Below are 26,494 nucleotides of genomic sequence, written 5' to 3' on the forward strand. Positions count from 1 at the left end.
GATGACCCCTCGCATCGCCCTCACCCCCGGCGAGCCCGCCGGGATCGGCCCGGAGCTCGCCGTCAAACTGGCCTGCGCCGGGCGTCCGGCGGATATCGCGCCGGCACAAATCGTCGCCATTGCCGACCCCGAGCTACTGCAACAGGAAGCCGCCAGGCAGGGCAAGCCGCTGCAGCTGCTGCCCTTCGATCCCAGCGAGCCTCCTGCCGCTACCCCCGAAGGTGCCCTGCACCTGCTGCCGGTTTCCCTCGCCGCTCCAGCCCACCCCGGCGAGCTCAACAGCGCCAACGGTCACTATGTGCTGGAAACCCTCGAGCGCGCCGCACAGGGCTGCCTCAACCGCACCTTCGATGCCGTAGTCACCGGCCCGGTGCACAAAGGGGTAATCAACGAATCCGGCACACCGTTTAGCGGCCACACCGAGTTCTTTGCAGAACAGGCAGGCGTGGAAAAAGTGGTGATGATGCTGGCCGCCGATGATCTACGGGTGGCACTGGCCACCACCCATATCCCCCTGAAAGATGTGAGCAGCGCCATCAGCGCCGACACCCTGCAGCAGGTGCTGACCATTCTGCACCGCAGCCTGCAACACCAGTTCCGTATCGAACACCCCCGTATCGGCGTGTGCGGCCTAAACCCCCACGCCGGTGAAGGCGGACACCTGGGGCGGGAAGAAATCGACGTGATCACGCCAGCGCTCGACACCCTGCGCGGTCTCGGTCTCAACCTGATCGGCCCACTGCCCGCGGACACATTGTTTACCCCGCCACAACTGGCCCGCTGTGACGCGGTACTCGCCATGTACCACGACCAGGGGCTGCCGGTGTTAAAATTCAAGGGATTCGGGCGCGCGATCAATATCACCCTGGGGCTGCCGTTTATCCGCACCTCGGTGGATCACGGCACGGCACTCAATATTGCCGGGCAGGGAATCGCCGACAGCGGCAGCCTACTGGCCGCCGTCAGCCAGGCCATTGAACTGGCCCAACTGCGCGCCATTTAACGACGACACAGCGCGCCCTAACTTTTTACCCATACGAACAGCTTCATGGACAATTTTTTCCAACACAAAGCGCGCAAGCGTTTCGGCCAGAATTTTCTCGTCGACGAAAACATCATCGAACGGATCGTGCGCGCCATCGGCCCCAAGGACACCGATAAGCTGGTGGAAATTGGCCCCGGTCAGGGCGCCATTACCGCCCTGCTGCTGGACAAGTGCCCGTCACTGACCGCGGTCGAACTGGACCGGGATTTGATCCCCATGCTGGAATTCAAATTCCGCGACTACCCGGATTTCACCATCATCGAAAAAGATGCGCTCAAGTTCGACTTTGGCAGCCTGGCACAAGGGGATGGGGAACAACTGCGCATCGTGGGCAACCTCCCCTACAACATTTCAACTCCACTGCTGTTTCACCTGCTGAGCTTCCGCGGCAAGATTCAGGACATGCACTTTATGCTGCAGAAGGAAGTGGTGGACCGCCTGAGCGCGGTGCCCGGGGTGAAAGCCTTTGGCCGACTGAGCGTGATGACCCAGTACCACTGCCGCGTGCAGGGGTTGTTTCCGGTACCCCCGCAATCTTTCCGCCCGGCACCCAAGGTCGACTCCGCCATCGTGCGCCTGGTACCACACCAGACGCTGCCGTACCCGGCCAAGGACGAAGAGCTGCTGGAGCGTATCGTCAGTGTGGCCTTTCAGCAGCGCCGCAAAACCCTGCGCAATGCCCTGAAGCCCCTGTTCCCCGACCTCGACCCGGAACAGCTGCCGGTAGACACCAGCCGTCGGCCGGAAACCCTCGGCGTGAAGGAATATGTGGAGCTGGCCAATTACTGCAGCCAGTTGTCCGCGCCCGAATCACCGAAACCATAAGCGGGAGCCTCACTTGGCAACCTTTGCAATTGGCGATATTCAGGGCTGCCTGGAACCGCTGCAACGACTGTTGAAGAAAGTCCACTTCCGCCCGGACAAGGACAAGCTGTGGCTCGCCGGTGACATGGTGCACCGCGGCCCGGACAGTCTCGGCACCCTGCGCTTCCTGTACGAGCACCGCAGCCAGGTCACCGCCGTGCTCGGCAATCACGACCTGCACCTGCTTGCCATCGCCCACGGCGCCAAACGCCTGACCGACAAGGAGCACGACCTGGCGGAAGTGCTGCGCGCAAAGGACGCCGATAAGCTGCTTGGCTGGCTGCAAAAGCAGCCGCTGATGGTGCACAAGAAAGTCAACGACAAGTACTTTTCCATGGTGCATGCGGGCATCCCGCCCATGTGGAGCATGAGCAAGGCGTTGGAACTGGCGGGCGAGGTACACAGAACCCTGCAGGACCCGGCCATGGCGGAGGCCTACTTCTTTGGCATGTACGGCAATGAGCCGCACAAGTGGAGCGACCACCTGATCGGCGTCGAGCGACTGCGCTCCATCACCAACTATTTCACCCGCATGCGCTTCTGCAAGGAAGACGGCACCCTGGACCTGGTGACCAAGCAGGGCCCACTGGCGGCCCACCACGATTACAAACCCTGGTTCAGCTATAAAAACCGTAAAACCAAAAACGACCGGGTAATTTTCGGCCACTGGGCGGCACTGGAGGGTGAAGCGAACACGAAGAATGTGTACGCGCTGGATACAGGGTGTGTGTGGGGTGGGTATCTCACTGCGCTAAAGCTCGAAGACGAGTCTTTTTATTGTGCGGACTGCACACCCTAGATCACGCATCGGTGCCATATCGCCCGTTTAACGCGTCGATAGCTGGACACGGCCACAAATCACCCGGCAGGCTTGACCGCGCGCACAGCAGTACCCTGCGTCCCTCATCTCATCCCCCATCACCTTTGGTTACATTCTCCTCCTCCCCCTCCGGGTGGGATGCCGTTTGATCCCGTCTGGCCTCTAATCAATTTTCCGATTTTTTACATGCAATCAGCACCCGTCGGTTTGAGGGGGCGCATGTAGCGATGGTGTGTCCGCTTGCGGCGAGCAACAACGGCGCAGGCTGGCAGAAAATCAATAATAGAAACAATAAGGTCAAACAGCATGCAAGCTCCCCCCCGCGCGCACGGGCGCAATCGTCGCGCCTGTTATATTCGTGTTGCCTCACTCCTGGCGATCGCTATTTCGGCCTCGGCCAACAGTTCTGCCCAGACGACAAATTCTGAACTTTCCATGGTCAATATTCCCGGCACCATCCAGACCCCGATCGGGTGCGCTGGCGACTGGGATCCTGCCTGCGAAGCGTCGCAGTTAAGCTATGATGCGATCGATGATCTGTGGCGAGGCACCTACACTCTGCCCGCGGGTGATTACGAATACAAAGTGGCGATCAACGGAACCTGGGATGAAAACTACGGCGGCTACGCCGATGCGGGCGGCGGTAATATCCCGCTGAATATCGCAGCCGAGCGCGCGGTTACGTTTATCTATGATCACGCAACCAACTGGATTGCAGACAATGTAAGACACTCCATTGTCACCGCGGCAGGTGACTTTCAGAGCGAACTTGGCTGCCCCGGTGACTGGCAACCTGATTGTCTGCAGACCTGGCTCCAGGATGTGGATGGCGACGGTGTCTACACCTTCATCACCGACGCGCTACCCGCCGGTGATTACCAGATGAAAGCGGCTCTGAATGAGGGCTGGGACGAAAGTTACGGCGACGCCAATGGCCAAAATATTGCGTTTACGGCAGAGGCAGGTAAAGAAGTCTATTTTGCCTTCGACAGCAACACGAAAAAGGTGGTAGTCAGCACAGACGGTGTCCCCCGTGGTGACCTGACCACCGACAAAGCACACTGGGTCGATGGCGACACTATCGTATGGCCGGTTACCCTGCCCGAAGGTGGCAGCGCCCAATTGGTGGCGAGCACGAGCGCCACACTGACCCTTGGCCCGGACGGTGTCACCGGCGATACCGCAATTCTCCTGACCCACAACACCAGCGGCCCGGCTGAAGCGGTCAGCGAAAAATTCCCGCACCTGGCAAATGCCACCACCTTCACAGTACCGACCGACGTCGATATCCATGCACTGATTAAAGGCCAACTGGCCGTGGCCATTTTCGATGCCGAAGGTGCGATTGTCGATGCCACTGGCGTGCAGACACCGGGCGTACTGGATGCACAATTCGCCTACGATGGAACCCTCGGTGCTACGGTCGGCGAAAACGCCATTGAATTTGCCCTGTGGGCACCCACGGCAAAATCCGTCAGGGTGCATCTGTTCGACAGCGGTGATCAGTACGCACCGACCACCCAGGTGGATATGACCGAAAACAACGGTGTGTGGACTGCCTCTACCAGTATCGACTGGGACCGCAAGTTCTATATGTACGAAGTAGAGGTCTACTCCTACGCGACACGCAAAATCGAAAACAACTGGGTGACCGACCCCTACTCCCTGAGCCTCTCCACCAACTCCTACAAGTCTCAGATCGTCAACCTGAATGACGACGACCTGAAGCCCGCGGATTGGGACTCTCTGGCGAAACCGGCGCTGTCCTCAGCAGAGGATATTTCCGTGTACGAACTGCACGTGCGCGATTTCAGCATCAAGGATGATCTGGTCAGTGCACCGGCGCGCGGCACCTTCGCGGCCTTCGCCGAAGACGGGCGCGGCACCCTGCATCTCGCGGAACTGGCGGCTGCAGGCCTTACCCATGTACACCTGCTGCCTGCATTCGACTTCGCCACAGTCAATGAAGACCGTAGCGCGCAGAAGGACACCGGAGACCTCAGCGTTTACGCGCCGGACAGTACCGAGCAACAGGCAGCGGTCAACGCCATCCGCGATGAAGACGGCTTCAACTGGGGTTATGACCCGCTGCATTTCACCGTGCCGGAGGGCAGCTATGCAACCGACCCCAATGGCGTACAGCGTATTCTGGAATTCCGCGAAATGGTGCAGTCCCTGAGTGATATGGGCCTGCGGGTAGTCATGGACGTGGTGTACAACCACACCAGCTCATTCGCCCAGTACAACAATTCTATTCTGGACAAGATCGTTCCCGGCTATTACCACCGCCGTAACAGCGAAGGTTTTGTGGAAATGAGCAGCTGCTGCGCGAATACCGCCAGCGAGCACACCATGATGGAAAAGCTGATGCGCGATTCCATGAAGACCTGGGCTACCGCTTACAAGGTGGACAGCTTCCGCTTTGACCTGATGGGACATCACACCAAACAAAACATCCTGAACGTCGCCAGCGACCTGCAGGCACTCACTCCCGAGGCGGATGGCGTAGATGGCTCGTCTATCTATCTTTACGGCGAGGGCTGGAATTTTGGCGAAGTGGTCGACGACACGCGCTTTGTTCAGGCTCGTCAAAGCAACATGGCAGGCACTGGGGTAGGCACCTTCAACGATCGCCTGCGCGACTCGGTACGCGGCGGCAACCCGTTTGGCGGTTTTGAAGAACAGGGGTTCGGTACCGGCCTGTTCACTGACAGCAACGGCAAGTTCGGTAGTGGCGACGAGCGCGCAACCCTGCTGACACTGGCGGATAAGGTGCGTATCAGCCTCGCTGGCAACCTGGCCGACTATCTGCTGGAAACTTCCGACGGCACCACGTTGACCGGCGCCGAGCTGATCTACAACGGCCAGCCCACCGGCTACACCGCGGACCCGCAGGAATCGATCAACTACGTTGCCGCCCATGACAATGAAACCCTGTTCGACGGCATCCAGATCAAGGCCAACAGCACCACCACGGTTGCCGATCGTGTGCGCTTGCAGAACTTCAGCACCTCGCTGGTGATGCTCGCCCAGGGGGTGCCGTTCATACACGCCGGTCAGGAAATCCTGCGTTCTAAATCCATGGACCGCGACAGTTACAACTCTGGTGACTGGTTCAATGCGATCGATTACTCACTGGCTACCGACAACTGGGGCGCGGGCCTGCCGATTGCCGACAAGAATCAGGATCATTGGGGGCTGATGGCACCGCTACTGGCAAACCCGGATATTGCACCGCAGCAGGCAGATCGCGAGTTTGCGCTGGCGGTATTCAAAGAGTGGCTGCAGATCCGAGCCAGCAGTGGGCTCTTCCGACTGCCAACAAAAGAAGCGGTTCAGGCCGTGGTCTCTTTCGCCAACACCGGTCCCGACCAGATTCCCGGCCTGATCGCCATGCATCTGAATGACCCGGCGGGGGAGTTTGATGAAGAAACGTCGCAGATTCTGGTGCTGTTTAACGGCGGCGCAGAGGCTCAGGAATTCACCCTCGCCTCTGCCACCGACCTGCCCTTCACTCTGCATGAAGTGCAGCAGGCATCCGCGGATACGGCACTGGCAACTGCTTCCGTCACCGACGGTGTGTTCACGGTACCGGCACGCACCACTGCGGTATTCAGCCTCGCGCGGGAAGACGACAGTTCAATCCCGGAAGATGAGGAAGACACCGACCAGGGTGAAGATGAGAATGAAAACGAAGGCAATGACTCCAGTGGCGGCGCCACCGGCTTCGCCCTGCTGGCTCTTCTCGCCGCTGCCCTGCTGCGTCGCCGCCGTATCTAAACGACGCTTCGCTCACAGCTAATAAAAAACCCGGCTTTCGCCGGGTTTTTTATTGTCTTCCATGTGTCGGCGCACGAACCGCAAGCCCGGCAGAACCTCTCTTCGCCCTCGATTTTCACAGGCTTCATACACCGTGGGCTCAGCCACATACATCCCTGCTGAATCAGCAATTTTTTATCTATGCAAGCTCAACGGGATAGATAAGCGGCCATGAAATCCAGACTTACGCAATGTCACTCGTCGCGAGCCCTAAACCCACCCCAAAAAATTCACAGTAATAACACTCGTCAGATTGGCAAAGGCATGCAGGATGATTGGCAGCCAGGTGGAACCGCTTTTTTCCCTAGCAAGGCCCACGACGATGCTGAAGCAGAAGATAAACGCCAGAACTGTGATGTCGTACTGCCCCCAATGGAGCAGTGAGAACAACAACGACGTCAGAAATAGCGTGCCCACCAAACCCAAAGCGGAGTGACGCCATGCGTTGAACAGATATCCCCTGAATAACAGTTCCTCAGTTACAGGAGCCAGCACGACAATAGCCAGAATCAGCGACAACTCTGTGCGCCCAACCATCTGAGTCATGAACTCGGGCATCTCCAGCCCAAGCGCCAGTATTACCAGCCACTCACCCAGCAGGTATACAACCATGATTCCGAGCCAGGTGAGCAGCAGACCAGGCCTGAAGCGCACCAGCCCGAGTCCTTGCCGCCAGGTGCCGCCAAGAGAGCGTCCGGCCAAGGCCAGCGCAGGAAGCACTAATGCCCAGCTAAACAACCCCAATCCGGGCAGAAACTCTAGGGCCAAAGAGTCTGGAAATTGGCTTGCGTCAATCGCCGCGCCTCGTGCACGCAATATCTGCAGATATATTCCAGAGCCCACCCCGTGCAGAATCAAAAAGCCGATCAGCCAGTTAATGGAGAACCACAAATGACTTTTCCGTTCAACTGGATCATCGGACTGGGTCTCGTATCCGCCAGATGGAACGGCAGGTTCTGGAGATACGGGAGATGACTTGCTGGGAATTTCGCTCAATGACATTGCAAATTGCTTCTTATCACGCTTTTTGTGGCGCTAAATACCGGCACTCTCACACACATGGAATGCAATAGAACAAACGACGCTCTGCCGCAGGTGGCCTCAGACCGGCCACCCTCAGTAATGCTCCGTTACAAGATCCCCAAATACAGCACCACAACCGCCGCAAAAAGGTTGTTACACAGGTGCAACAGCATAGGCAGCAGGACACTGCCGCTTTTTTCCCGCGCAAGCCCGAGGATTAATGCGAAAGCAAAGATGAAACCAAGCTGCACCAGGTTGTACTGGCCCCAGTGCAACAGGGTAAACAGCACCGAAGTCAGCAGAAGAGTACCGCTAAAACCTAAACGGGTGTTGCGCCAGGCCTGGAACAGGTAGCCGCGGAACACCAGCTCTTCCAACAGCGGTGCGGCAATGACCAGAACCAGCGCGAGAAGCAGGTGCTTGCTGCCCGCCAGGGTTTGCAAGAATTCGCCCGCGTCAATCTGAAACAGGCGATACACGATAAATTGCGTGGCGAGAAATGCTGCCAGTACTGCGATCCAGGGCAGTATCTGATTGGTGGGGAATGCGCGGATAGCCAGGGTCTGGCCAGCGCTCTGATGTTTAAAACGGGAAACCAACAACAGCACCGGCAAGATGAGCGCGAACTGCGCCAGATACATGCCAGCCATGGCACCGGGGGTAGCGGCGTGGGCGGCGACCTGGGCCTGGATCGCCGCGGGGTCCATCACTTGTCCCTGCGCGCCCAGCTGTGCACCGAGATAGCCGCCGTAGCCTGCGATATAGAAAAATACGCCGATAAAATGCAGCAGTGCGAACACCACCAGCCAGCCCGTGGCACGCCATGGCGCGGGTACGACTTGTTCAGAGGTGAAATTTTCGCTCGGGTCGCCGGCGGGGGAGGATGCGGTATGTTCCATGACGATTCCTGTGTTCCTTTTGATGATTTCCTTTGCCAGCCGGTCATCCAGTCCGGCAAAGCTACCGGCGCATGATTATTCGAATTTGCGCAGACTTCAACAATCTGCCATTACACACCATTACACAGCTTCGCTAACCCAAGGCCCTCACTGAGACACTCGTACCAATTGCGCAACAAAAACAAAAACGGGCCCGAAGGCCCGCTTGATGATCCCATTGTGATCCGGCATCCGCCGCCCGATCGTGGCAGACGCCAGTGCGCTACTCCGCATACCCCTTGGGGTTCTGCGATTGCCAGCGCCAGGTATCTTCCACCATACGCTTCAGACCAAGCTCGGTTTTCCAGCCCAACTCCTGTTCCGCATAGGTGGGATCGGCATAACACGCGGCGATGTCGCCGGGGCGACGGGGAACCACTTTATAAGGGATCTCCTTATCCGCAGCCTCGGCAAAAGCGCGCACAATTTCCAGCACCGAGCTGCCGCGACCGGTACCCAGGTTGTAGGTGTAGCAGTCTGCCGCAGTATCGGCCCGCTGCAGCTTGTTCAGCGCCGCGAGATGACCGCGAGCAAGATCGACCACGTGGATGTAGTCCCGCACACCGGTACCGTCGGGGGTGGGGTAGTCGTCGCCAAACACCTGCAGCTGGGGCAGACGACCCACAGTGACCTGGGCGACGTAGGGCAGCAGATTATTGGGGATACCCGCAGGGTCCTCGCCAATGGTACCGCTCTCGTGGGCACCGATGGGATTGAAGTAACGCAGCAGGCTCACCTTCCACTGGTTGCCCGGGGCCTTGCACAGGTCGCGCAACATATCTTCCACCATCAGCTTGCTGGCACCGTAGGGGTTGGTGGCGCCAGTGGGGAAGTCTTCGCGAATGGGCACCGTCGCCGGGTCGCCATAGACCGTGGCCGAGGAACTGAAAATCAACTGGCGCACACCAAACTCTTCCATTACCTCACAAAGGGTCAGGGTGCCCGCAACATTATTCTGGTAATAGCGCAATGGAATAGAAACTGATTCACCAACCGCCTTGAGACCGGCGAAGTGAATTACCGCCGATATATTGTGCTCGCGGAAAATGTTGCGCAGACCGTCGGCGTCCTGGATATCCACCTGGTGAAAGGGCACAGGCTTGCCCGCAATGGCCTCAACCCGGCGCAGGGCTTCTTCACTGCTATTGCAGAGGTTGTCCACCACGACAGGCTCAAACCCCGCCTGCAGCAGCTCGACACAGGTATGACTGCCAATATACCCGGCGCCCCCGGTTACCAGAACTTTCATGATCTTCCTTTTTGTTGGATTTACTGTCGCGTACTTGCGCGATTTTCAGGCCGGGCGCAGCGATCATCACCCACTACCCCTAACGCTGCCATTGCGCGACCTATTCTACGCCCTAAACGGGCCTCGCAAAACTGACACCTCTTTCAACCCATCTTGTGCCTATCTGCCATTGAAGGCCACAGCGCTGACTATCCTGAAAGTGCGGGACCTGTTAGCAGGCCCCCTGTTGCGACAGCAGCACCGTCGCGCAATCAATAGGTAATAACGATAGCGATCTCGCGCGCCAGCGCCCTTCAGCATTCGTTGCGAGATGTATTCGCGGTCATCACACGCTGCAGCGCAGTAGGCACTCCACGGCAGGAGGCCGGTAACTGACGCGGTACGCTACAGGGAGTCGTAAACCATGTCGATATTCAATCACTACCTGGAACGCTACGAGTCGATTCAGGAGGAAGAGCTCACCATTCAGGAGTACCTGGAACTGTGTAAAAACGACCGCAGCGCCTACGCATCTCCGGCAGAGCGTATGCTGATGGCCATTGGCGAGGCGGAGCTGATCGACACCTCCCGCGACCCACGACTCTCGCGCATCTTTTCCAACAAGGTGATCAAGCGCTACAAGGCATTCAGTGAATTTTATGGCATGGAGGAAGCCATCGAGCAGATCGTTTCTTTCTTCCGCCATGCCGCCCAGGGGCTGGAAGAGAAGAAGCAGATACTGTACCTGCTCGGCCCTGTTGGCGGCGGCAAGTCCTCCCTCGCGGAGCGCCTCAAGGCGATGATGGAACAGATCCCGATTTACGCCATCAAGGGCTCCCCGGTGTTCGAATCCCCCCTTGCGCTCTTCTCCCCCCACGAAGACGGGCAGATTCTGGAGGAGGACTACGGCATTCCGCGTCGTTATGTAAACACCATCATGTCGCCCTGGGCGGTAAAACGCCTGCATGAGTTCAACGGCGATATCACCAAATTCAAGGTGGTGAAAATACGTCCGTCCATTCTGGATCAGATCAGCATCGCCAAAACCGAGCCGGGCGACGAGAACAACCAGGATATTTCAGCGCTGGTGGGCAAGGTGGATATCCGCAAGCTGGAAGACTTCCCGCAGAATGACCCTGACGCTTACAGTTTTTCCGGCAGTCTGTGCCGCTCCAACCAGGGGCTGATGGAATTTGTGGAGATGTTCAAGGCGCCCATCAAGGTGCTGCACCCGCTCCTCACCGCCACCCAGGAAGGCAACTACAACAGTACCGAAGGGCTCGGCGCGATCCCCTTCAACGGGATCATTCTCGCCCACTCCAACGAATCCGAGTGGCAGTCTTTCCGCAACAACCGCAACAATGAAGCCTTCCTCGACCGCATCTATATCGTCAAGGTGCCTTACTGCCTGCGGGTGAAGGAAGAAATGAAGATCTACGACAAGCTTCTGGAGCACAGCTCGCTGTCCAAGGCACCCTGCGCCCCGGACACCCTGCGTATGCTGGCACAGTTTTCGGTGCTGTCTCGTATCAAGAACCCGGAAAACTCCAGTGTGTTCTCCAAGATGCGGGTGTATGACGGTGAAAACCTGAAAGACACCGACCCGAAAGCGAAAACCATTCAGGAGTACCGGGATAACGCCGGGGTGGACGAGGGCATGAACGGCCTGTCGACCCGCTTCGCCTTCAAGATCCTGTCCAAGGTGTTCAACTTCGACGCCACGGAAGTCGCCGCCAATCCGGTGCACCTCTTGTATGTACTGGAGCAGCAGATAGAGCAGGAACAGTTCCCGCCAGAAATTCAGGAAAACTACCTGGGCTTTATCAAGGAATACCTGGCACCGCGCTACGTGGAATTCATCGGCAAGGAAATCCAGACGGCCTATCTGGAATCTTATGCGGAGTACGGCCAGAACCTGTTCGACCGCTATGTCACCTACGCGGACTTCTGGATTCAGGATCAGGAATATCGCGATCCGGAAACCGGTGAAATCCTCGATCGCGCGGCACTGAACGAGGAGCTCGAGAAAACCGAAAAACCTGCGGGCATTTCCAACCCGAAAGATTTCCGCAACGAGATCGTCAACTTTGTCCTGCGCGCCCGCGCTGGCAACCAGGGCAAGAATCCGGACTGGCGGTCCTACGAGAAGCTGCGTTCGGTCATCGAGAAGAAGATGTTCTCCAACACCGAAGATCTGCTGCCAGTGATTTCCTTCAACACCAAGGCCTCGGCAGACGATCAGAAGAAACACGCGGACTTTGTGGCGCGCATGGTTGAGCGCGGCTACACCGAGAAGCAGGTGCGCCTGCTTTCCGAGTGGTACCTGCGGGTGCGCAAGTCTCAGTAACTGCTGAAGGGTTGTGTCCCGAAATCCTACGGTGGCGGCCCTGCCACCGGTGGAGCTCTTCGAGACACGCCGTGAACCCATCCCTGGGGGCTTGTCCGTCGGGTCCCTCCGACGGACAGTCTCGAAGAGCTCCACCGGCGCCAGGGCCTTCAGACAATCCATCCAGCTTCGTAAATAGTGCAGCAGCTGGATCTGATTGCTGGACGCGTCGCCACTAGCGAGCGACACGGCCAAAGCAATATAAGGCAGTACTATGAGCTACATCATCGACCGTCGCCTGAATGGCAAGAAGAAAAGCACCGTTAATCGCCAGCGTTTTTTGCGGCGCTATAAATCGCACATCAAGAAAGCTGTCGGCGAGGCCATGAACAGCCGATCGATCACCGACTTGGGTGCCGGTGAGAAAATCAGCATTCCCACCCGCGATCTCAACGAGCCCATTTTTTCCAATGGCCGCGGCGGCCACATGGAACAGGTCCTTCCCGGCAACAAGGAATTCGTTACCGGTGATCGTATTCCGCGCCCCGGCCAGGGCCAGGGGCAAGGCGGTGGTGGCAGTGGAGCCAGTGACAGCGGCGAAGGGATGGATGAATTTGCCTTTCAAATATCCCAGGAAGAATTCCTCGAATTTATGTTCGAAGGGCTGGAGCTGCCCAACATGGTGAAGCGCAAGCTCGCCGGCAACGACGCCTTCCACGTGGTACGCGCAGGGATCAGCAACGAGGGCACGCCCGGCAGGCTCAATGTAGTTCGCTCCATGCGCGCTGCAAACGCCCGGCGTATCGCACTGAGTGGCGGCAAGCGCCGCAACCTGAAATTGCTGGAGCAGGAGATTGAACAGGAAGAAAACAAGGACCCAGCACTGCGCGACCAGCGCAGGCTCGAGCAGCTGCGATTAGAAGTCGAGGAGCTCAAAAGCCGCATCAAGCGCATCCCGTTTCTCGATGACTTCGACCTCAAGTACAACCTGCTGGTAAAACAACCCAGACCCAGCTCGAAAGCGGTCATGTTTTGCCTGATGGACGTGTCCGGCTCCATGAACCAGGCCACCAAGGATATGGCCAAGCGGTTTTTCCTGCTGCTTTACCTGTTTTTGCAGCGCAGCTATGAATATACCGAGGTGGTATTTATTCGGCACCACACCAGTGCCAAAGAGGTAGACGAACAGGAATTTTTCTATTCTCGCGAGACCGGTGGCACCATCGTATCCAGCGCTCTGAAAATGATGCGCGACATCATGCGCGAACGCTATCCCGCCAGCGAGTGGAATATCTACGGTGCCCAGGCGTCCGATGGGGACAACTGGAATGACGACTCCAGTACCTGCCACAAGATACTGATCGACGACATCATGCCCCACGTCCAGTACTACTCCTACGTGGAGATTACCCCCAGGGACCACCAGGCACTGTGGGATGAGTACCAGAGTGTGGCGCAGGTGTTCCCTGAGCATTTCGCCATGGAGCAGATTGTCGACGTTGGGGATATCTACCCGGTATTCCGCCAGCTATTTACCCAGAAGGTTGCCGCGTGATGCTTGATACCGCACTCAATAACAGGCAGCCCATTTCCACAACCTCTGAGTGGACCTTCGAACTCATTCAGGAGTACGACCGGGAAATCGCGCTGCTGGCCAAGGAGTTTGGCCTGGATACCTACCCCAACCAGATTGAGGTGATCAGCTCCGAGCAGATGATGGACGCCTACTCATCGGTTGGCATGCCCGTGGGCTACAACCACTGGTCCTTCGGCAAGCAGTTCATCAGCGTGGAGAACAATTATCAGCGCGGGCGCATGGGCTTGGCGTACGAGATTGTGATCAATTCCAATCCGTGCATCGCCTACCTGATGGAAGAGAACACCATGACCATGCAGGCCCTGGTGATTGCCCATGCCTGCTACGGTCATAATTCCTTTTTCAAGGGAAACTACCTGTTCCGCACCTGGACCGATGCCAGCAGTATCATCGATTACCTGCTGTTTGCGAAAAATTACATTGCGCGTTGCGAGGAACGCCACGGGGTGGATGAAGTGGAGGCCCTGCTGGACAGCTGCCATGCGCTGATGAATTACGGTGTCGATCGCTACAAGCGACCCTACCCCATTTCCGCCCATGAAGAAGAGCGCCGCCAGAGGGAGCGCGAGGAATACCGGCAGCGCCAGCTGAATGACTTGTGGCGGACCATACCGAAAATGGCCGGCGCCGAAGAGTTGGCCCAAGCCCCCCGTTTCCCGGAAGAGCCGCAGGAAAACATTCTTTACTTTATCGAGAAAAATGCCCCCCTGCTGGAGAACTGGCAGCGGGAGCTGGTGCGTATCGTGCGCAAGCTGGCGCAGTACTTTTATCCACAGCGCCAGACCCAGGTCATGAACGAGGGCTGGGCCACCTTCTGGCATTACACCCTGCTGAACGAACTGCATGCGCGGGGCAAGGTGACCGATGGCTTCATGATGGAGTTCCTCACCAGCCACACCAGTGTGATTTACCAGCCGCCCTACGACAGCCCCTACTACAACGGTATCAATCCCTACGCACTTGGATTCAGTATCTTCACGGATTTGCGCCGTATTTGCGAAAACCCCACGCAGGAAGACCGCGCCTGGTTCCCGGATATCGCCGGCAGCAACTGGAAAGAAACCCTGCAATTTGCCATGCGCGACTTCAAGGACGAAAGTTTTATCCTGCAGTTCCTCTCACCCAAGGTGATGCGGGATATGAAACTGTTTTGTATTTCCGACGACGACCGGGAAAAGGAAATAGAGGTAGGGGCCATTCACAACGAGGATGGCTACCGGGAACTTCGTGCCAAGCTGGCAGGGCAATACAACCTGGGCAATCGCGAGCCCAACATTCAGGTTTACTCGGTAGACACCCGTGGCGATCGCTCGATCACGCTGCACCACACGCAGCATCAGCGCAGACCATTGGGCAAGGATACCGGCGAGGTACTGCGTCACCTGCATCGCCTGTGGGGGTTTGATGTGCACCTGCACAGTCTGAATGGTGATGAAGTGACAGCGAGCTTCCACTGCCCGGAGCTCGGCAGGGATCGGTCGGACGAGGAAGAGTCCATGCTGGTGCCCAAGCCGATTTAACATCGGCCCGAGAAAAGCGAGTGCGGGTCAGCGGCCGGGGGCTCCCAGGCTGGCGAACCGCCAACCGTTCCCTATGCGGGATCACGGTTTTAGGGGGTCACGCATCCAGCAGTAAATTGATACGGCCCACCAGCTCGTTGCGATCGCAATTGGCGGCAACCACCGCATCGGCACCGGCGTCGAGCCAGCGCTGCGGATTCACTTCTCCGGCCGGCGCAATCACCAACACACTCAACGCAGAAAAGTCACTGCGAGAGCGCACACAATCCAGCACCTGGAAGCCATTCAGGCCTTCAAGGCTGGTATCCAGCACCAGCATGGCCGGCTTACTGGTCGCCAGCAGGGCACCCGCACTGAAGCTGTCACCCGCGATCTCTACTTCCACGCTCGCCTGCTGCAGCAGGGAACGGCATCCCGCCAGCTCTGGCGCCGTCGACACCAGTAGCACCTTGCGGGTTGCACTACCCAACTCGGCAGGCACCGGCATGGCGTTATCCCGCAGGAAGCCGACAAAGTCTTCCACGCAGATACGATGGTCGCCACGCCCTGGAAGCTTGTACGCCTTCAGCTGACCACGTTCAATCCAGCGGATGACGGTACGGAAATTCACTCCACAATACCGGGCAGCCTCCCCGGTAGTGAGCACATGCACTTCGCTCATTTTGTAACTATCCCCCACGAATCGCGCATTTATTTATCAATTGTGCTGAATTAAACCAAAAAAACAGGTGTAAATTCTATGCCTATATATGTTTAACGAACCAACGGACATATCCCTCAATAAAAGTTTGATTGCCATGGTTGACAGTTAAGTCAGGTTAAATAGAATGGACAGGATGTTGCATTGGATGATTTAACCATCTGTAACGGGCGCTATCTGCACCAACTCTGTAGCCTTTTGTAACCAACTACAGGTCCAGCAGTGTTTCAGGCGCAAGCGAGCTTGTTGGGATTCCCTCTCTTTACGAATACCCTAAGACCCTGGGCCCCCTTGTATTTTCGGGGCCTTTTTTTTATCTTCCCGCCTCTTATATTTCCTACTATTTCCTGAGAAACGCCGTTTCCGGCGACGTAGCACTCAGGTTCAGCAGCATTTATGGCCACCTCCGCCTCCGCAATCGTCACCGCACCCGCCGGGTCCCACCGGGGAGCCAGACTGTGAAATGCTATCTGGTTGGCGGCGCCGTACGTGACCGCCTGCTCCAGCGCCCGATACACGAACGCGACTGGGTCGTTGTCGGCGCTACGGAGGAGGCGATGCGGGCCAGAGGTTTTCGCCCGGTGGGCAAGGATTTCCCGGTGTTTCTGCACCCGGAAACCGGCGAGGAATACGCCCTCGCCCGCACCGAGCGCAAAAGCGGTCACGGCTATGGCGGCTTTACCGTCCACGCCAGCCCCGATGTCACCCTGGAACAGGACCTTCAACGCCGGGACCTCACCGTCAATGCCATGGCAGAAACCGAAGCCGGCGAAATCGTCGACCCCTACGGTGGCCGCGCCGACCTCGAGGCCCGCAAGCTCCGCCACGTATCGCCCGCCTTCAGCGAAGACCCCCTGCGCATCCTGCGCGTGGCGCGATTCGCCGCTCGCTATGCGCCGCTGGGCTTTCGCGTGGCCACCGAAACCATGAGGCTGATGCGCGGCATGGTGGATGCGGGAGAAGTAGAGCATCTGGTCGCCGAACGGGTTTGGAAAGAAGTTAGCCGCGCACTGACGGAACCGCGGCCTGACGTATTCATTCGGGTGCTGCGGGAATGCGGTGCACTCAAGGTACTGCTGCCGGAAGTCGACCGCCTGTTCGGCGTACCGCAACCGGTACTGCACCACCCGGAAATCGACACCGGCGATCACGTTCTGCTGGCACTGCAACAGGCTCCCGCAGAGCTGCCGGTGCGCTTTGCGGTACTGGTGCACGACCTGGGCAAGGGTGTCACCCCCGAGCATGTGCTGCCCAGTCACCGCGGTCACGAGGCCGCCGGCTTACCGCTGGTGAAAGGGGTCTGCCAACGCCTGCGGGTGCCCAATCACATCACCGCCCTGGCGCTCGGCGTGTGCGAATACCACCTGCACTGCCACAAGGCGTTCGAGTTACGCCCCCAGACCATTATGAAAATGTTGCGCGCACTGGATGCGTTGCGCAGGCCGGAGCGGTTCGACCAGTTTCTCGAGAGCTGTGAGGCCGATGCCCGCGGCCGCCTGGGACTGGAAGACCGGGAATACCCGCAAGTGGACTACCTGCGCGCCGCCCGGGCGGCCGCAGCCAGCGTCGACCCGCAGGCACTCATTGCCCAGGGGCATCAGGGCGCCGAACTGGGCAAGGCACTGGAGCGCGCGCGCCTTGAGGCAGTCACCGAACTCAAGAAGACCTACGGGGCACCGGGGCACCTCTGAAGCAAAAGGCCTGATTCACCGACCTTGTCGCCAAATACAATAACTGGAGTCACACCATGGCCAGCGTCCTGATTACCGGCGCCGCCGCCCGCCTCGGGCGCGCCATTGCCGAAGAGCTGCACCGAGACCACCAGGTGGTTATTCATTACCGTCATTCCGCAGAAGCGGCGCATCAGCTGGCGGATACCCTGAACGCGCTGCGACCAAACTCCGCCACCGCCCTGCACAGCGACCTGCGCACCAAAGCCGACTGTGAACAGCTGGCAGCCGCCGCCACTGAGTGCTTTGGCGGGCTGAGTCTGCTGGTCAACAATGCCTCGGCGTTTTACCCCACCCCCGTCGGCAGCGCCGATGAACAACAGTGGGATGAGCTGATGGGCAGCAACCTTAAAGCGCCCTTTTTTCTCAGCCAGGCACTGGCCCCGGCGCTGACCAAAGCCGGTGGCTGCATCGTCAATCTCGCGGATATTCACGCGGAAAAACCCATGCCCGAACACACGATTTACAGTGCGGCAAAAGCGGGACTGGTGATGATGACCAAGAGCCTGGCCCGTGAGCTGGCACCAGCGGTGCGGGTGAATGGTGTGGCACCCGGTGCAATTCTCTGGCCAGAGCATGAGAGTGAAGGCTATAACAAGGAGCAGATATTGGCGCGCATCCCCATGCAGCGCAGTGGTGACCCATCGGACATCGCCCGCACGGTGCGCTTCCTTGCCGCCGACGCCCCGTATATCACCGGGCAGGTCATCGCCGTAGACGGCGGCCGCAGCCTGAACATCTGACCCTCCGATCCACTAACCCGAGTACGAGCCCGTGAGCGATAAACAGTTTATTTCCGCCCAGTCATTGCTGGAGGATTCCTTCACCCTGGCGCTGAAGGTGGTCGAGAGTGGCTTTATGCCCGACTACATCGTCGGGGTATGGCGCGGTGGTGCACCCATCGGCATTGCGGTGCAGGAGATGTTCGATTTCCTGGGCTTCCACGCCGATCACATTGCCATCCGTACCTCGTCCTATACCGGTGTGGACCAGCGCAGCAAGGAGGTAATCGTGCACGGGCTTACCTACCTGATCAAGCGGGTCGAATCCCACCAGAAGTTGCTGATCGTCGACGACGTTTACGACACCGGGCTGAGTATCCAGCAGGCCATTACCGACCTGCGCACAGCGTGCAAAAAAAACACCCCGGAAATTCGTATTGCGTGCCCCTACTTTAAACCGACCCGCAATCGCACCGACCAGGAGCCGGACTACTATCTGCACAAGACCGATGAATGGCTGGTATTTCCCCACGAATTGAAGGGGCTGACGGAAGAAGAGATTCTGGAAAACAAACCGGAGCTGCGCCGGCACCAGGAACTATTGAAGCGCGTGAAGAACACCAAACCCTGAGGGCGACCGGAGTCGCCCCCAGCCTTTAGCCGCTGTGCGCCAGCGGCTCACCATTCTCGTCCACAAACAACACATCGCGCACGCTGAGCACTTCGCCAGCGGCATTCTGCACCGCCACCGGCGCAATCGGCACGCCGCTGCCGCGACTCACCAGCTGCATGGCATCCTTGTTACCGTTCCAGCGCTCGCTCCACTGACGCAGGGCGACCACCACCGCAAACAAATCGCGACCCTTCTCGGTAAGGCGATACTCGTAACGGGTCCCGTGTTCACCCACATTCACGCGGGTCATCACACCGTTCTCCACCAGACGGGACAGGCGGTCACACAAAATATTCTTGGCGATTCCCAGGTTCTTCTGGAAATCCACATAGCGTCGGGTACCCAGCATCGCCTGCTTGATTACCAGCAGGGACCACCAGTCGCCCACTTCATTCAGGGCGCAGGCCACCGAGCAGCCAAGATCATCAAATCGTTTACGTGTCATGCAAAACAGTATAAGCGAAAAGGTTGCATTAAAAAACCAAATGCAGTTTCATAACGCAACCTAATTGGCGGACCACCCGGACTGCGGCCTCGCCAATCGTCAACTGAACCGTGTATCAACGAGATTTCGGAGAGTGTTATGAGCGGTAACCTGGACAGCCTGTTGCGTCCTTTTGCACACAAATCCCTGAAGCTGCGCAATCGCGTGGCTATGGCCCCCATGACCCGCACCGCCTCCCCCGGCTACGTCCCGAACGACCAGGTGGCCGGGTATTACCGCCGCCGCGCGGAGGGCGAAGTGGGCCTGCTTATCACCGAGGGCACCTTTGTCGACGGCAAGGCCGCCAACGGCTACGAGAATGTCCCCGCCATCTACGGTGACGAAGCGCTGGCGGGCTGGAAGAAGGTGGTCGATGAGGTACACGCGGCCGGGGGCCAGATCATTCCCCAGCTCTGGCATGTGGGTGCCGTGCGCAAGGAAGGGATTGGCCCGGACAAATCCGTGCCCGGCTACTCCCCCTCCGGCCTGTTCAAGCCCGGCAAGCCCAACGGCCATGCCATGACCAAGGAAGACATTCAGGATGTCGTGCGCGCATTCGCGGACGCCGCCAGGGCCGCCAAGGAAGTGGGCTTTGACGGAGTAGAAATCCACGGCGCTCACGGCTATCTCATCGACCAGTTCTTCTGGGAAGGCACCAACGTGCGCGACGACGAGTATGGCGGCTCCATTGAAAACCGCACCCGCTTTGCGGTGGAGATCGTCAAAGCGGTACGCGCAGCGGTCGGGGAAGACTTCGCCATCGTGCTGCGCTACTCCCAGTGGAAGCAGCAGGACTACGACGCAAAGCTGGCGCAGACCCCGGAAGAGCTGAAACGCTTCCTGACGCCGCTGGTGGACGCCGGTGTAGACATCTTCCATGCCTCCACCCGCCGCTTCTGGGAGCCGGAGTTTGAAGGTTCCGACATGAACCTGGCAGGCTGGACCAAGGAACTTACCGGCAAACCGGTTATTTCCGTGGGCAGCGTTGGCCTCGACGATGACTTTATCGGCGGCAACAACCAGGGCATGGGCGGCACCGCCAACCCCACCGGCCTGGACGAGCTGGTGCGCCGCATGGACCGCAACGAGTTCGACCTGATCGCCGTGGGCCGCGCCCTGCTGCAGGACCCGAACTGGCTGCAAAAAATAAAACAGGGTCGCGAGGAAGAAATCGTCCCATTCACCAAGGAAGCGCTGGCGAGCCTCAGCTAAGCACGGTAGCGATAACGGATAGCCCTGCAATCCGTTAGATTTCACTGCAATTTCACCGGCAGCTTGTCACAATGTTCACTCATTGGACTCGTAGACAGGCATTGCCGGTGAATAGCCTCAAAATTCTTCTCATCGAAGACAATCCAACACTCGCGCGCCAAACCGGCGAGTTTCTCGAGGGCCATGGCTGGCATGTGGATTTTGCCAGTGATGGGGAACTCGGGCTGCAACTGGCGCTGCGGGAAATCTATGACCTGATCCTACTGGATCTGAACCTGCCCGGTATCGACGGCCTTGACGTCTGCCGCGAGCTTCGCCAACGGGCACAGTTCACCACCCCAATACTCATGCTAACCGCCCGGGATGCCTTTGCCGATAAGGCTCAAGGCTTTGACTCAGGCGCCGACGATTACCTGTGCAAACCATTCGATCCGCGGGAGCTGGCCTTACGCTGCCGGGCGCTTGCGCGGAGGCGGGAACTGCATCGCAACGACGAAATTTGCATCGGGGCCCTGCGCATACACCGGCGTCGGCGCGAGGCAAGCAGAGATGGGCAACCCCTCAAACTCACCACCATTACCTTCAACATCCTGTGGGAGCTCGCCTGTGCATTCCCTGAACCACTCAGCCGCGGGGAAATTGTCCACCGCATCCGGGGGGACAGTCCGCCCGACAGCGATGCGCTGAAATCCCACATCTACAGCCTGCGCCGTGCCCTGGATCGACCGTTCTCCTGCCCAATGCTGAAAACCATCAGCAATATAGGCTTCAAACTGGAGCAGCCCGGTGCACACTGAAAAACCGCGCAGCCAACTGCAGCGTAACGTCTTCGCCCTGTTCGGTGGCTTTACACTGATACTCTGCCTGATCTACTCGGGCATGGGTCTGCTCGTCGCATATGTCGTCGAAGACCAACTGATTGATAACCTGATCAGCGACGAGGCGCGCTATATCGAGCAACACTATCGGGAGCACGGCAATCTACCCACCCCGCGCCTGCCCCATTTCACGCTGTATACCTCAACGGATGACACACCCCGGGAATTTCGAGAAGCACTGGCCGGCAAACCGCACAAGGCCGAGTACTTTACCGAGGGTCACCAGCACTTCCATCTTCACGAACTCTCCGCTGGCAGCGACGCCATTCTCGCTGCTGAAGTTGGCGACCTGCTCACCGTCTCCAGCCAATCCGAGCGATTGATATGGCTTCCGCTCGGGGCCTTTCTGCTGACTACCGTGCTGGCACTTTGGCTCGCCTACCGGCTGGTCCAGAAGGCCATCCGCCCCGTCCTCAACCTCGCGCAGGAAGTTGAATCACAGGCAATCGGCGAGCAAATCGTAGAACTGAGCACGAGCAGCCGCGACGACGAAATCGGCTTTCTCGCACGCACCCTGCGACGCACCCTGCGCGAATTAAAGAGCGCGCGAAAACGGGAAGCCGAATTCACGCACGACGTCAGCCATGAACTGCGTACCAACCTTGCGATCGCAAGCAACACGCTGGCCCTGTCGCAACACACAGGTCTGAACGTGCAGCAGTCAAGAGCGCTTGGCGACATACTCGCCACCATGAATAGAACAGTCACCACACTGCTGGCGCTGGCCAGGTCCGAATCATTTGAACCGACGATGTTTGACCTGCGTCCACTGCAGGAAAATCGCCTGCTGGCGCGACCGGAAATTGCCAAGGACCAGGAGATTCAGCTACACGTATCCCTGCCCAATACACTTTCGGTGCAGGGCCATCCAAACCTCGCGGGGCTACTCCTAGACATTCTTCTGGACAATGCCATTCAGCACGCGTCCGAACCGGTTTTACATATAACTTACGACGGAACAGCGCTGACCTTCGGAAATCCCGTTCGGGAAAACCTCTGCACAGCGTCACTGTTCAATGCGGGCGTCCGCGGAGAACCCAGTGATGGTTTTGGGCAGGGCCTCTATCTCGCCAGCAGAATCCTCAATGCGCTGGACTGGCCATTTTCGGCACAATGCAGCAAGCAACAGTTTACCGTCTCCGTTACTCCTGCACCGGAAGAACCCTCCTGATATTGCGGCCGAAGTAGCCCGCCGAATACTCTGCGCCAAGCCACACATTCCCCCCCTTTTTTCACCTGCGCTTCACCGGGGATCCCGCAAGATCATCCTACAAACGATAGGAGATCTACCATGCTCAAGAAAATTCTAGGCGCCATTGTCTGCAGCGTCGCAATACTCACCGGTACCGCATTCTGGCTGAAAAGCCTGATTCCACCAGCGCCCGATCACCAGCAACTGGCGCTCACCACGGCAAGTGATGTGCCCTACCTCGCCAAGATTCCCGAGAGAAAAACACGCGGGCGCATCTTGATTGTCGTCAGCAGTGCCTCAGAAATGGGAAATACCGGCAAGAAGACCGGCTATGAATTTACCGAACTCGTGCGCCCCTACTATGTCTTCAGTGCCAATGGCTTCGCCGTGGATATCGCTAGCCCGCTGGGTGGGGAACCGCCAGCGGTGATGGACAAGGATGACATGGGGCAGTTCGAATATGCCTTTCTCAACGATGGTGCCGCAATGGAAAAACTGCGCAACAGTATTCCTCTGAACAGAGTAATTGCGGATCACTATAAAGGCATCTTCTTCGTTGGAGGCAAAGGCGCCATGTTTGATTTTCCGGGCAACCCAGCTATTCGGGACCTGGTTGTTACACTGCATGAGAATGACGGAGTGATTGGTGCAGTCTGCCACGGCCCGGCCGCGCTGGCGGATATCACTCTCGATTCCGGTTCTTCGTTTCTCGACGGGCGTCGCATCAGCAGCTTTACCAATGACGAAGAGCTGTTCCTGATACCGGATGCCGAACAGGTATTCCCTTTCCTGCTGGAAACACGCTTACGAGAGAATGGTGCCGAATTCGAAAAAGGCCGACTGTACCTGAATCAGGTAAGTATCGATGGGGGCTTGATCACCGGGCAGAACCCCTGGTCATCATGGAGCGTCACGGAAGCAATGGTGAGGGCGCTGGGATACCAGCCGGTGGCCCGCCCCGTTACGCAGACGGAGAAAACCATCGAGCTACTGCTCGCCTATGAAACCCACGGGCACTCTGCTGCGCGCGATGTACTGGAAACATTTATCCAGCAAGCGGACGTCGATGGCGAAGGGATCGACCGCCGGTTGCTCGCCATGCATGGCATCGTCGCGGCCATGCAAGGGGAAGTGATCAAGTTTTGGGATATCGTGCGCTTACTGGCAAGCGCCAAATCCAGTAGCGCCAGCAACGGCCTTCCAGCCACCTGAAAGGCCCGTGCCAGAGTGGCTAGCGCGGAAAAATTTGGCAACCAGGCCCCCGCCTGAGGGCGGGGCGCAGCTTACTTTCCGTACCGCTTGAGGTAGAGATCGAAAGTGATTTCCTTTGCCGCCTCCACCATCTCCGGATAGGGAATGTCCGTTACGGTCACAAATCCGATATTGGCATTTTCGCCATCGAAAGCACGGCCGGTAACCGGCTCATCCACGTACTGGAACCAGTGCGCGCCCACCATATAGTCTTTTTCCAGCACGCTGTTCATATAGGCTTTGTACATGCGCGCCCGATCTTTCTGGTTGGCCGCACTAACGATCCCCGGGTGATAATTGTCCGAGTCCGTGGTGGCACCGATATGGAACTCGCCAATCACTACCGGCAAATCAATCTCTTCGAGGAAGTCCCACTGATGGGCCTGCATACCTTCCTCGTAAATATTAAAGCTGAGTACATCCGAGTATTTGACGGATGCCTTGATGATTTCGTCCGGCATCCCCCAGTTCGCCATACGTGCGCCCATGTACAAATGATCCGGCAGGTATTCCTGCAGAGTGCCATGCACCACCTTGAAGTACTGTTCGCCCAGCGCCTCAAGCAGCAGGGACAGGTCGGCGACCCGAGCATCGCTGTGATGTTCCAGGCTGGCATCGGCTGCGAAAGCATCCCAGCTTTCAAATTGACTTTCCCAGGCACGGTTCAGTGCTTTTACGTTGCCGTATTTTTCTTTGAGACGTTCGGTAAAGGCCAGCTTGGCTGGACTCTCGGCTGCGTCTTTGCTCAGTGCATCGAGAATTACACCATACCGCTCAGCCACCGTTCCCTCACGCTCCCCCCAGCTTTTTTCGTTATCGATAAACACACCGATGCACCAGGGTGAGGCCTTTACGTCCCTGGCAATCACCTCAATGGTTGCGCGAGCACGCTCGGCAAATACCGGATCGTAAAAGTCGGGCATCAATCCCCAGTGGTTGGTGTCGCCGGACAGGGTTTGGTAGTCGCCAATAATCCAGCCATTGGCGAAGTAAGGCACTTTTTCGTTCGGGTAAAAGGCCGGGTCCACCCAGTTGCCGAAGGAGGTAAACCCCCAGCTATGCATACGCTGTAAAGTGACCGCTTCCCACTTTCTGACATAGGACTCCGGTGCGTTTTCACCGTAACGGCGCTCGAGATTGGCACGGTAGAAGCTGTAAGTTTCTCCGTGTGGAATGGGCCCCTTGTGCGTGGAGCGTCGATAGCTGTAGTGATCTGCCAGAGGGTCATCGTATGACGGCAGCCACTCGAACATATCGTGGCGAGTGTCATTGATGACATAGCGGCTTTCACGCACCTTATCGGACACCTGCACGATTCCCATCGAGTCTTCCGGGGTAACCTCATCCGCATGGATCACCCGCACCGACGGGTCTCTGAAGTCGATGCCCGTCAACGTGGTCAAGTTCGACATCCGCACATTGGCTGGGCCATGGGAAAAGAACAGGTAGCCTTCGGGGTCTACCATCCACCATTTTCCGTCGATTTTCTCCGTGCGAAAAAAGCCCGTCGCCTCAAGTTTGGGCCCATTTTTATAGCCACCAAAGCGAGAACGATCTTTGGGGCCAGTATGCTGCGCAAGGGATTGCAGCTCCCGCTCGGCGAGTGCCTTGAGTTCGGCTTCCGACGATACTTTCAACGGCGTGTCTTTTTTGGCAGCCTGACCGAAACGGTCCACCAGCTTATTCGTCCAGTCTGCGCCGGCCCGGGGGTTGGCGCGCAGCTGGATATTGCCCACCTGCAATGCGCGGTCCTGCAACACACCGATGGTGTAGAACGCAATTTTGGTGACTTTGCTGAGGTCGAGCTCGGCATGCCAGGAACGCCATACCATTTTCATCTCGTCCGTCGGCCAGGGCATGGGATTCGCCCACATGCCCTTGTCCATTGCCGCCTTCTCACCGGCCAACGGAAAAAACACGGTACCCGTGTAACCCTTGGGCACGCTGAGCTCCCGAGACTGGCTATTGCCAGCAGCGTCAAACAGTTCCACATAGAAATGTGTGGCCACTGGTGCGAGATTCGCGACATCAAAGGCCAGGTTGAAATCACCCACTTTGGAGAGGTCCCAGGGCTGGTCTGGCACGATATTCAGTACCGGCGTGTGGACGGACGCTGGGAAACGCAGATTGATCGATTGAGGCGTATTTTTGTCAACCGCGCCGATCTCTGCCTGCTCAGCCACCAGCCAGCCACGCTCCCTGGCACTGACAAAATTGACGATGGTCGCGGGCAGCTGCCGGGGTGTCAGTTCGGCAGCCTGTGGGACCGCCAGCACTTGCGCCGCACCGGCTTGCTGGCTATCGATACTGGCCAGGGCCGCTGAGACAGCAACGGCATAGGCCAAGGATTTTAGGGTCATTTTTATTTCCTTTATCGGCGTTGAGCTGAGATCCACAGCAGATGTGCCTTACAGGATGACCCAAATGTAAATTGTTAACAATATGTGAGGGGGCAAAAAAATCGCCTCAGGG

The 26,494-nt window shown here is 57.9% G+C and carries 20 protein-coding genes; 14 read left to right on the plus strand and 6 right to left on the minus strand.

Annotated elements, in window-relative coordinates; all coding sequences use genetic code 11:
• The first annotated feature begins 1 nt into the window (after position 1).
• From pdxA to pulA, 4 genes are all read left to right on the plus strand, one after another.
• Positions 2-1,003 carry a 4-hydroxythreonine-4-phosphate dehydrogenase PdxA gene (gene pdxA, locus JF535_RS00240; protein WP_206997776.1) on the plus strand — a complete coding sequence of 334 codons (1,002 nt, stop codon included), beginning with the start codon at positions 2-4 and terminating at the stop codon, positions 1,001-1,003.
• A gap of 45 nt (positions 1,004-1,048) precedes the next feature.
• Positions 1,049-1,870, plus strand: coding sequence for a 16S rRNA (adenine(1518)-N(6)/adenine(1519)-N(6))-dimethyltransferase RsmA (gene rsmA / locus JF535_RS00245; protein ID WP_206997777.1), 822 nt, complete (start codon positions 1,049-1,051; stop codon positions 1,868-1,870).
• Positions 1,871-1,883: 13 nt separating this feature from the next.
• Positions 1,884-2,708, plus strand: a complete 825-nt coding sequence (locus JF535_RS00250; RefSeq protein WP_206997779.1) for a symmetrical bis(5'-nucleosyl)-tetraphosphatase — start codon at positions 1,884-1,886, stop codon at positions 2,706-2,708.
• Between the two features lie 327 nt (positions 2,709-3,035).
• Entirely contained in the window at positions 3,036-6,509 is a 3,474-nt protein-coding gene (gene pulA / locus JF535_RS00255; RefSeq protein WP_242523533.1) for a pullulanase-type alpha-1,6-glucosidase, read from the plus strand.
• 249 nt (positions 6,510-6,758) lie between these two features.
• Here the strand turns inward: pulA and JF535_RS00260 are convergent, their stop codons facing one another.
• From JF535_RS00260 to galE, 3 genes are all read right to left on the minus strand, one after another.
• Positions 6,759-7,550 (minus strand): CPBP family intramembrane glutamic endopeptidase, encoded by a 792-nt coding sequence (locus tag JF535_RS00260; protein ID WP_206997782.1) that lies wholly within the window; start codon positions 7,548-7,550, stop codon positions 6,759-6,761.
• A gap of 128 nt (positions 7,551-7,678) precedes the next feature.
• Complete coding sequence (locus JF535_RS00265) at positions 7,679-8,470, minus strand: CPBP family intramembrane glutamic endopeptidase (protein ID WP_206997784.1); 792 nt, start codon at positions 8,468-8,470, stop codon at positions 7,679-7,681.
• A gap of 262 nt (positions 8,471-8,732) precedes the next feature.
• Positions 8,733-9,758 carry a UDP-glucose 4-epimerase GalE gene (galE, locus tag JF535_RS00270; RefSeq protein ID WP_206997786.1) on the minus strand — a complete coding sequence of 342 codons (1,026 nt, stop codon included), beginning with the start codon at positions 9,756-9,758 and terminating at the stop codon, positions 8,733-8,735.
• 403 nt (positions 9,759-10,161) lie between these two features.
• On the opposite strand from galE, the gene JF535_RS00275 reads away from it, so the two are divergent.
• From JF535_RS00275 to JF535_RS00285, 3 genes are all read left to right on the plus strand, one after another.
• A complete protein-coding gene (locus tag JF535_RS00275) occupies positions 10,162-12,084 on the plus strand; it encodes a PrkA family serine protein kinase (RefSeq protein WP_206997788.1) in 1,923 nt (640 codons plus the stop codon).
• Between the two features lie 253 nt (positions 12,085-12,337).
• The gene (locus tag JF535_RS00280; protein ID WP_206997790.1) at positions 12,338-13,618 is read left to right on the plus strand and encodes a YeaH/YhbH family protein; all 1,281 of its coding nucleotides are present in this window, start codon (positions 12,338-12,340) and stop codon (positions 13,616-13,618) included.
• The gene (locus tag JF535_RS00285; RefSeq protein ID WP_207000064.1) at positions 13,618-15,180 is read left to right on the plus strand and encodes a SpoVR family protein; all 1,563 of its coding nucleotides are present in this window, start codon (positions 13,618-13,620) and stop codon (positions 15,178-15,180) included. The genes JF535_RS00280 and JF535_RS00285 overlap by 1 nt, the downstream gene beginning before the upstream one ends.
• A gap of 97 nt (positions 15,181-15,277) precedes the next feature.
• Here JF535_RS00285 and JF535_RS00290 read toward each other — a convergent pair whose 3' ends face one another.
• Positions 15,278-15,841: a helix-turn-helix domain-containing protein gene (locus tag JF535_RS00290; RefSeq protein WP_206997792.1), complete on the minus strand. Its 564-nt coding sequence runs from the start codon at positions 15,839-15,841 to the stop codon at positions 15,278-15,280.
• A gap of 497 nt (positions 15,842-16,338) precedes the next feature.
• On the opposite strand from JF535_RS00290, the gene JF535_RS00295 reads away from it, so the two are divergent.
• The 3 genes from JF535_RS00295 to JF535_RS00305 are packed head-to-tail and all read left to right on the plus strand — an operon-like array spanning position 16,339 to position 18,963.
• Positions 16,339-17,571, plus strand: coding sequence for a multifunctional CCA addition/repair protein (locus tag JF535_RS00295; protein ID WP_206997795.1), 1,233 nt, complete (start codon positions 16,339-16,341; stop codon positions 17,569-17,571).
• Positions 17,572-17,627: 56 nt separating this feature from the next.
• Positions 17,628-18,353 carry a pteridine reductase gene (locus tag JF535_RS00300; RefSeq protein ID WP_206997797.1) on the plus strand — a complete coding sequence of 242 codons (726 nt, stop codon included), beginning with the start codon at positions 17,628-17,630 and terminating at the stop codon, positions 18,351-18,353.
• Between the two features lie 31 nt (positions 18,354-18,384).
• On the plus strand, positions 18,385-18,963 hold the full coding sequence (locus JF535_RS00305) for a phosphoribosyltransferase family protein (protein ID WP_206997799.1): 579 nt from the start codon (positions 18,385-18,387) through the stop codon (positions 18,961-18,963).
• A gap of 25 nt (positions 18,964-18,988) precedes the next feature.
• Here the strand turns inward: JF535_RS00305 and JF535_RS00310 are convergent, their stop codons facing one another.
• A complete protein-coding gene (locus tag JF535_RS00310; protein ID WP_206997801.1) occupies positions 18,989-19,450 on the minus strand; it encodes a winged helix-turn-helix transcriptional regulator in 462 nt (153 codons plus the stop codon).
• Positions 19,451-19,588: 138 nt separating this feature from the next.
• On the opposite strand from JF535_RS00310, the gene JF535_RS00315 reads away from it, so the two are divergent.
• The 4 genes from JF535_RS00315 (at position 19,589) to JF535_RS00330 (ending at position 23,983) form a co-directional block, all read left to right on the plus strand.
• Positions 19,589-20,701 (plus strand): NADH:flavin oxidoreductase, encoded by a 1,113-nt coding sequence (locus JF535_RS00315; protein ID WP_206997803.1) that lies wholly within the window; start codon positions 19,589-19,591, stop codon positions 20,699-20,701.
• A gap of 107 nt (positions 20,702-20,808) precedes the next feature.
• Positions 20,809-21,498 (plus strand): response regulator, encoded by a 690-nt coding sequence (locus JF535_RS00320; protein WP_206997805.1) that lies wholly within the window; start codon positions 20,809-20,811, stop codon positions 21,496-21,498.
• The gene (locus JF535_RS00325) at positions 21,488-22,750 is read left to right on the plus strand and encodes a sensor histidine kinase (protein WP_206997808.1); all 1,263 of its coding nucleotides are present in this window, start codon (positions 21,488-21,490) and stop codon (positions 22,748-22,750) included. Before JF535_RS00320 ends, JF535_RS00325 begins: the two co-directional genes overlap by 11 nt.
• Positions 22,751-22,870: 120 nt before the next feature.
• Complete coding sequence (locus JF535_RS00330) at positions 22,871-23,983, plus strand: type 1 glutamine amidotransferase domain-containing protein (RefSeq protein ID WP_206997810.1); 1,113 nt, start codon at positions 22,871-22,873, stop codon at positions 23,981-23,983.
• Positions 23,984-24,054: 71 nt separating this feature from the next.
• On the opposite strand, the gene JF535_RS00335 is transcribed toward JF535_RS00330, so the two are convergent.
• Positions 24,055-26,382: an agarase gene (locus JF535_RS00335; RefSeq protein ID WP_206997812.1), complete on the minus strand. Its 2,328-nt coding sequence runs from the start codon at positions 26,380-26,382 to the stop codon at positions 24,055-24,057.
• Positions 26,383-26,494: the final 112 nt, after the last annotated feature.

The organism is Microbulbifer salipaludis (assembly GCF_017303155.1).
In the GTDB taxonomy this organism is placed as follows: Bacteria; Pseudomonadota; Gammaproteobacteria; order Pseudomonadales; family Cellvibrionaceae; genus Microbulbifer; species Microbulbifer salipaludis.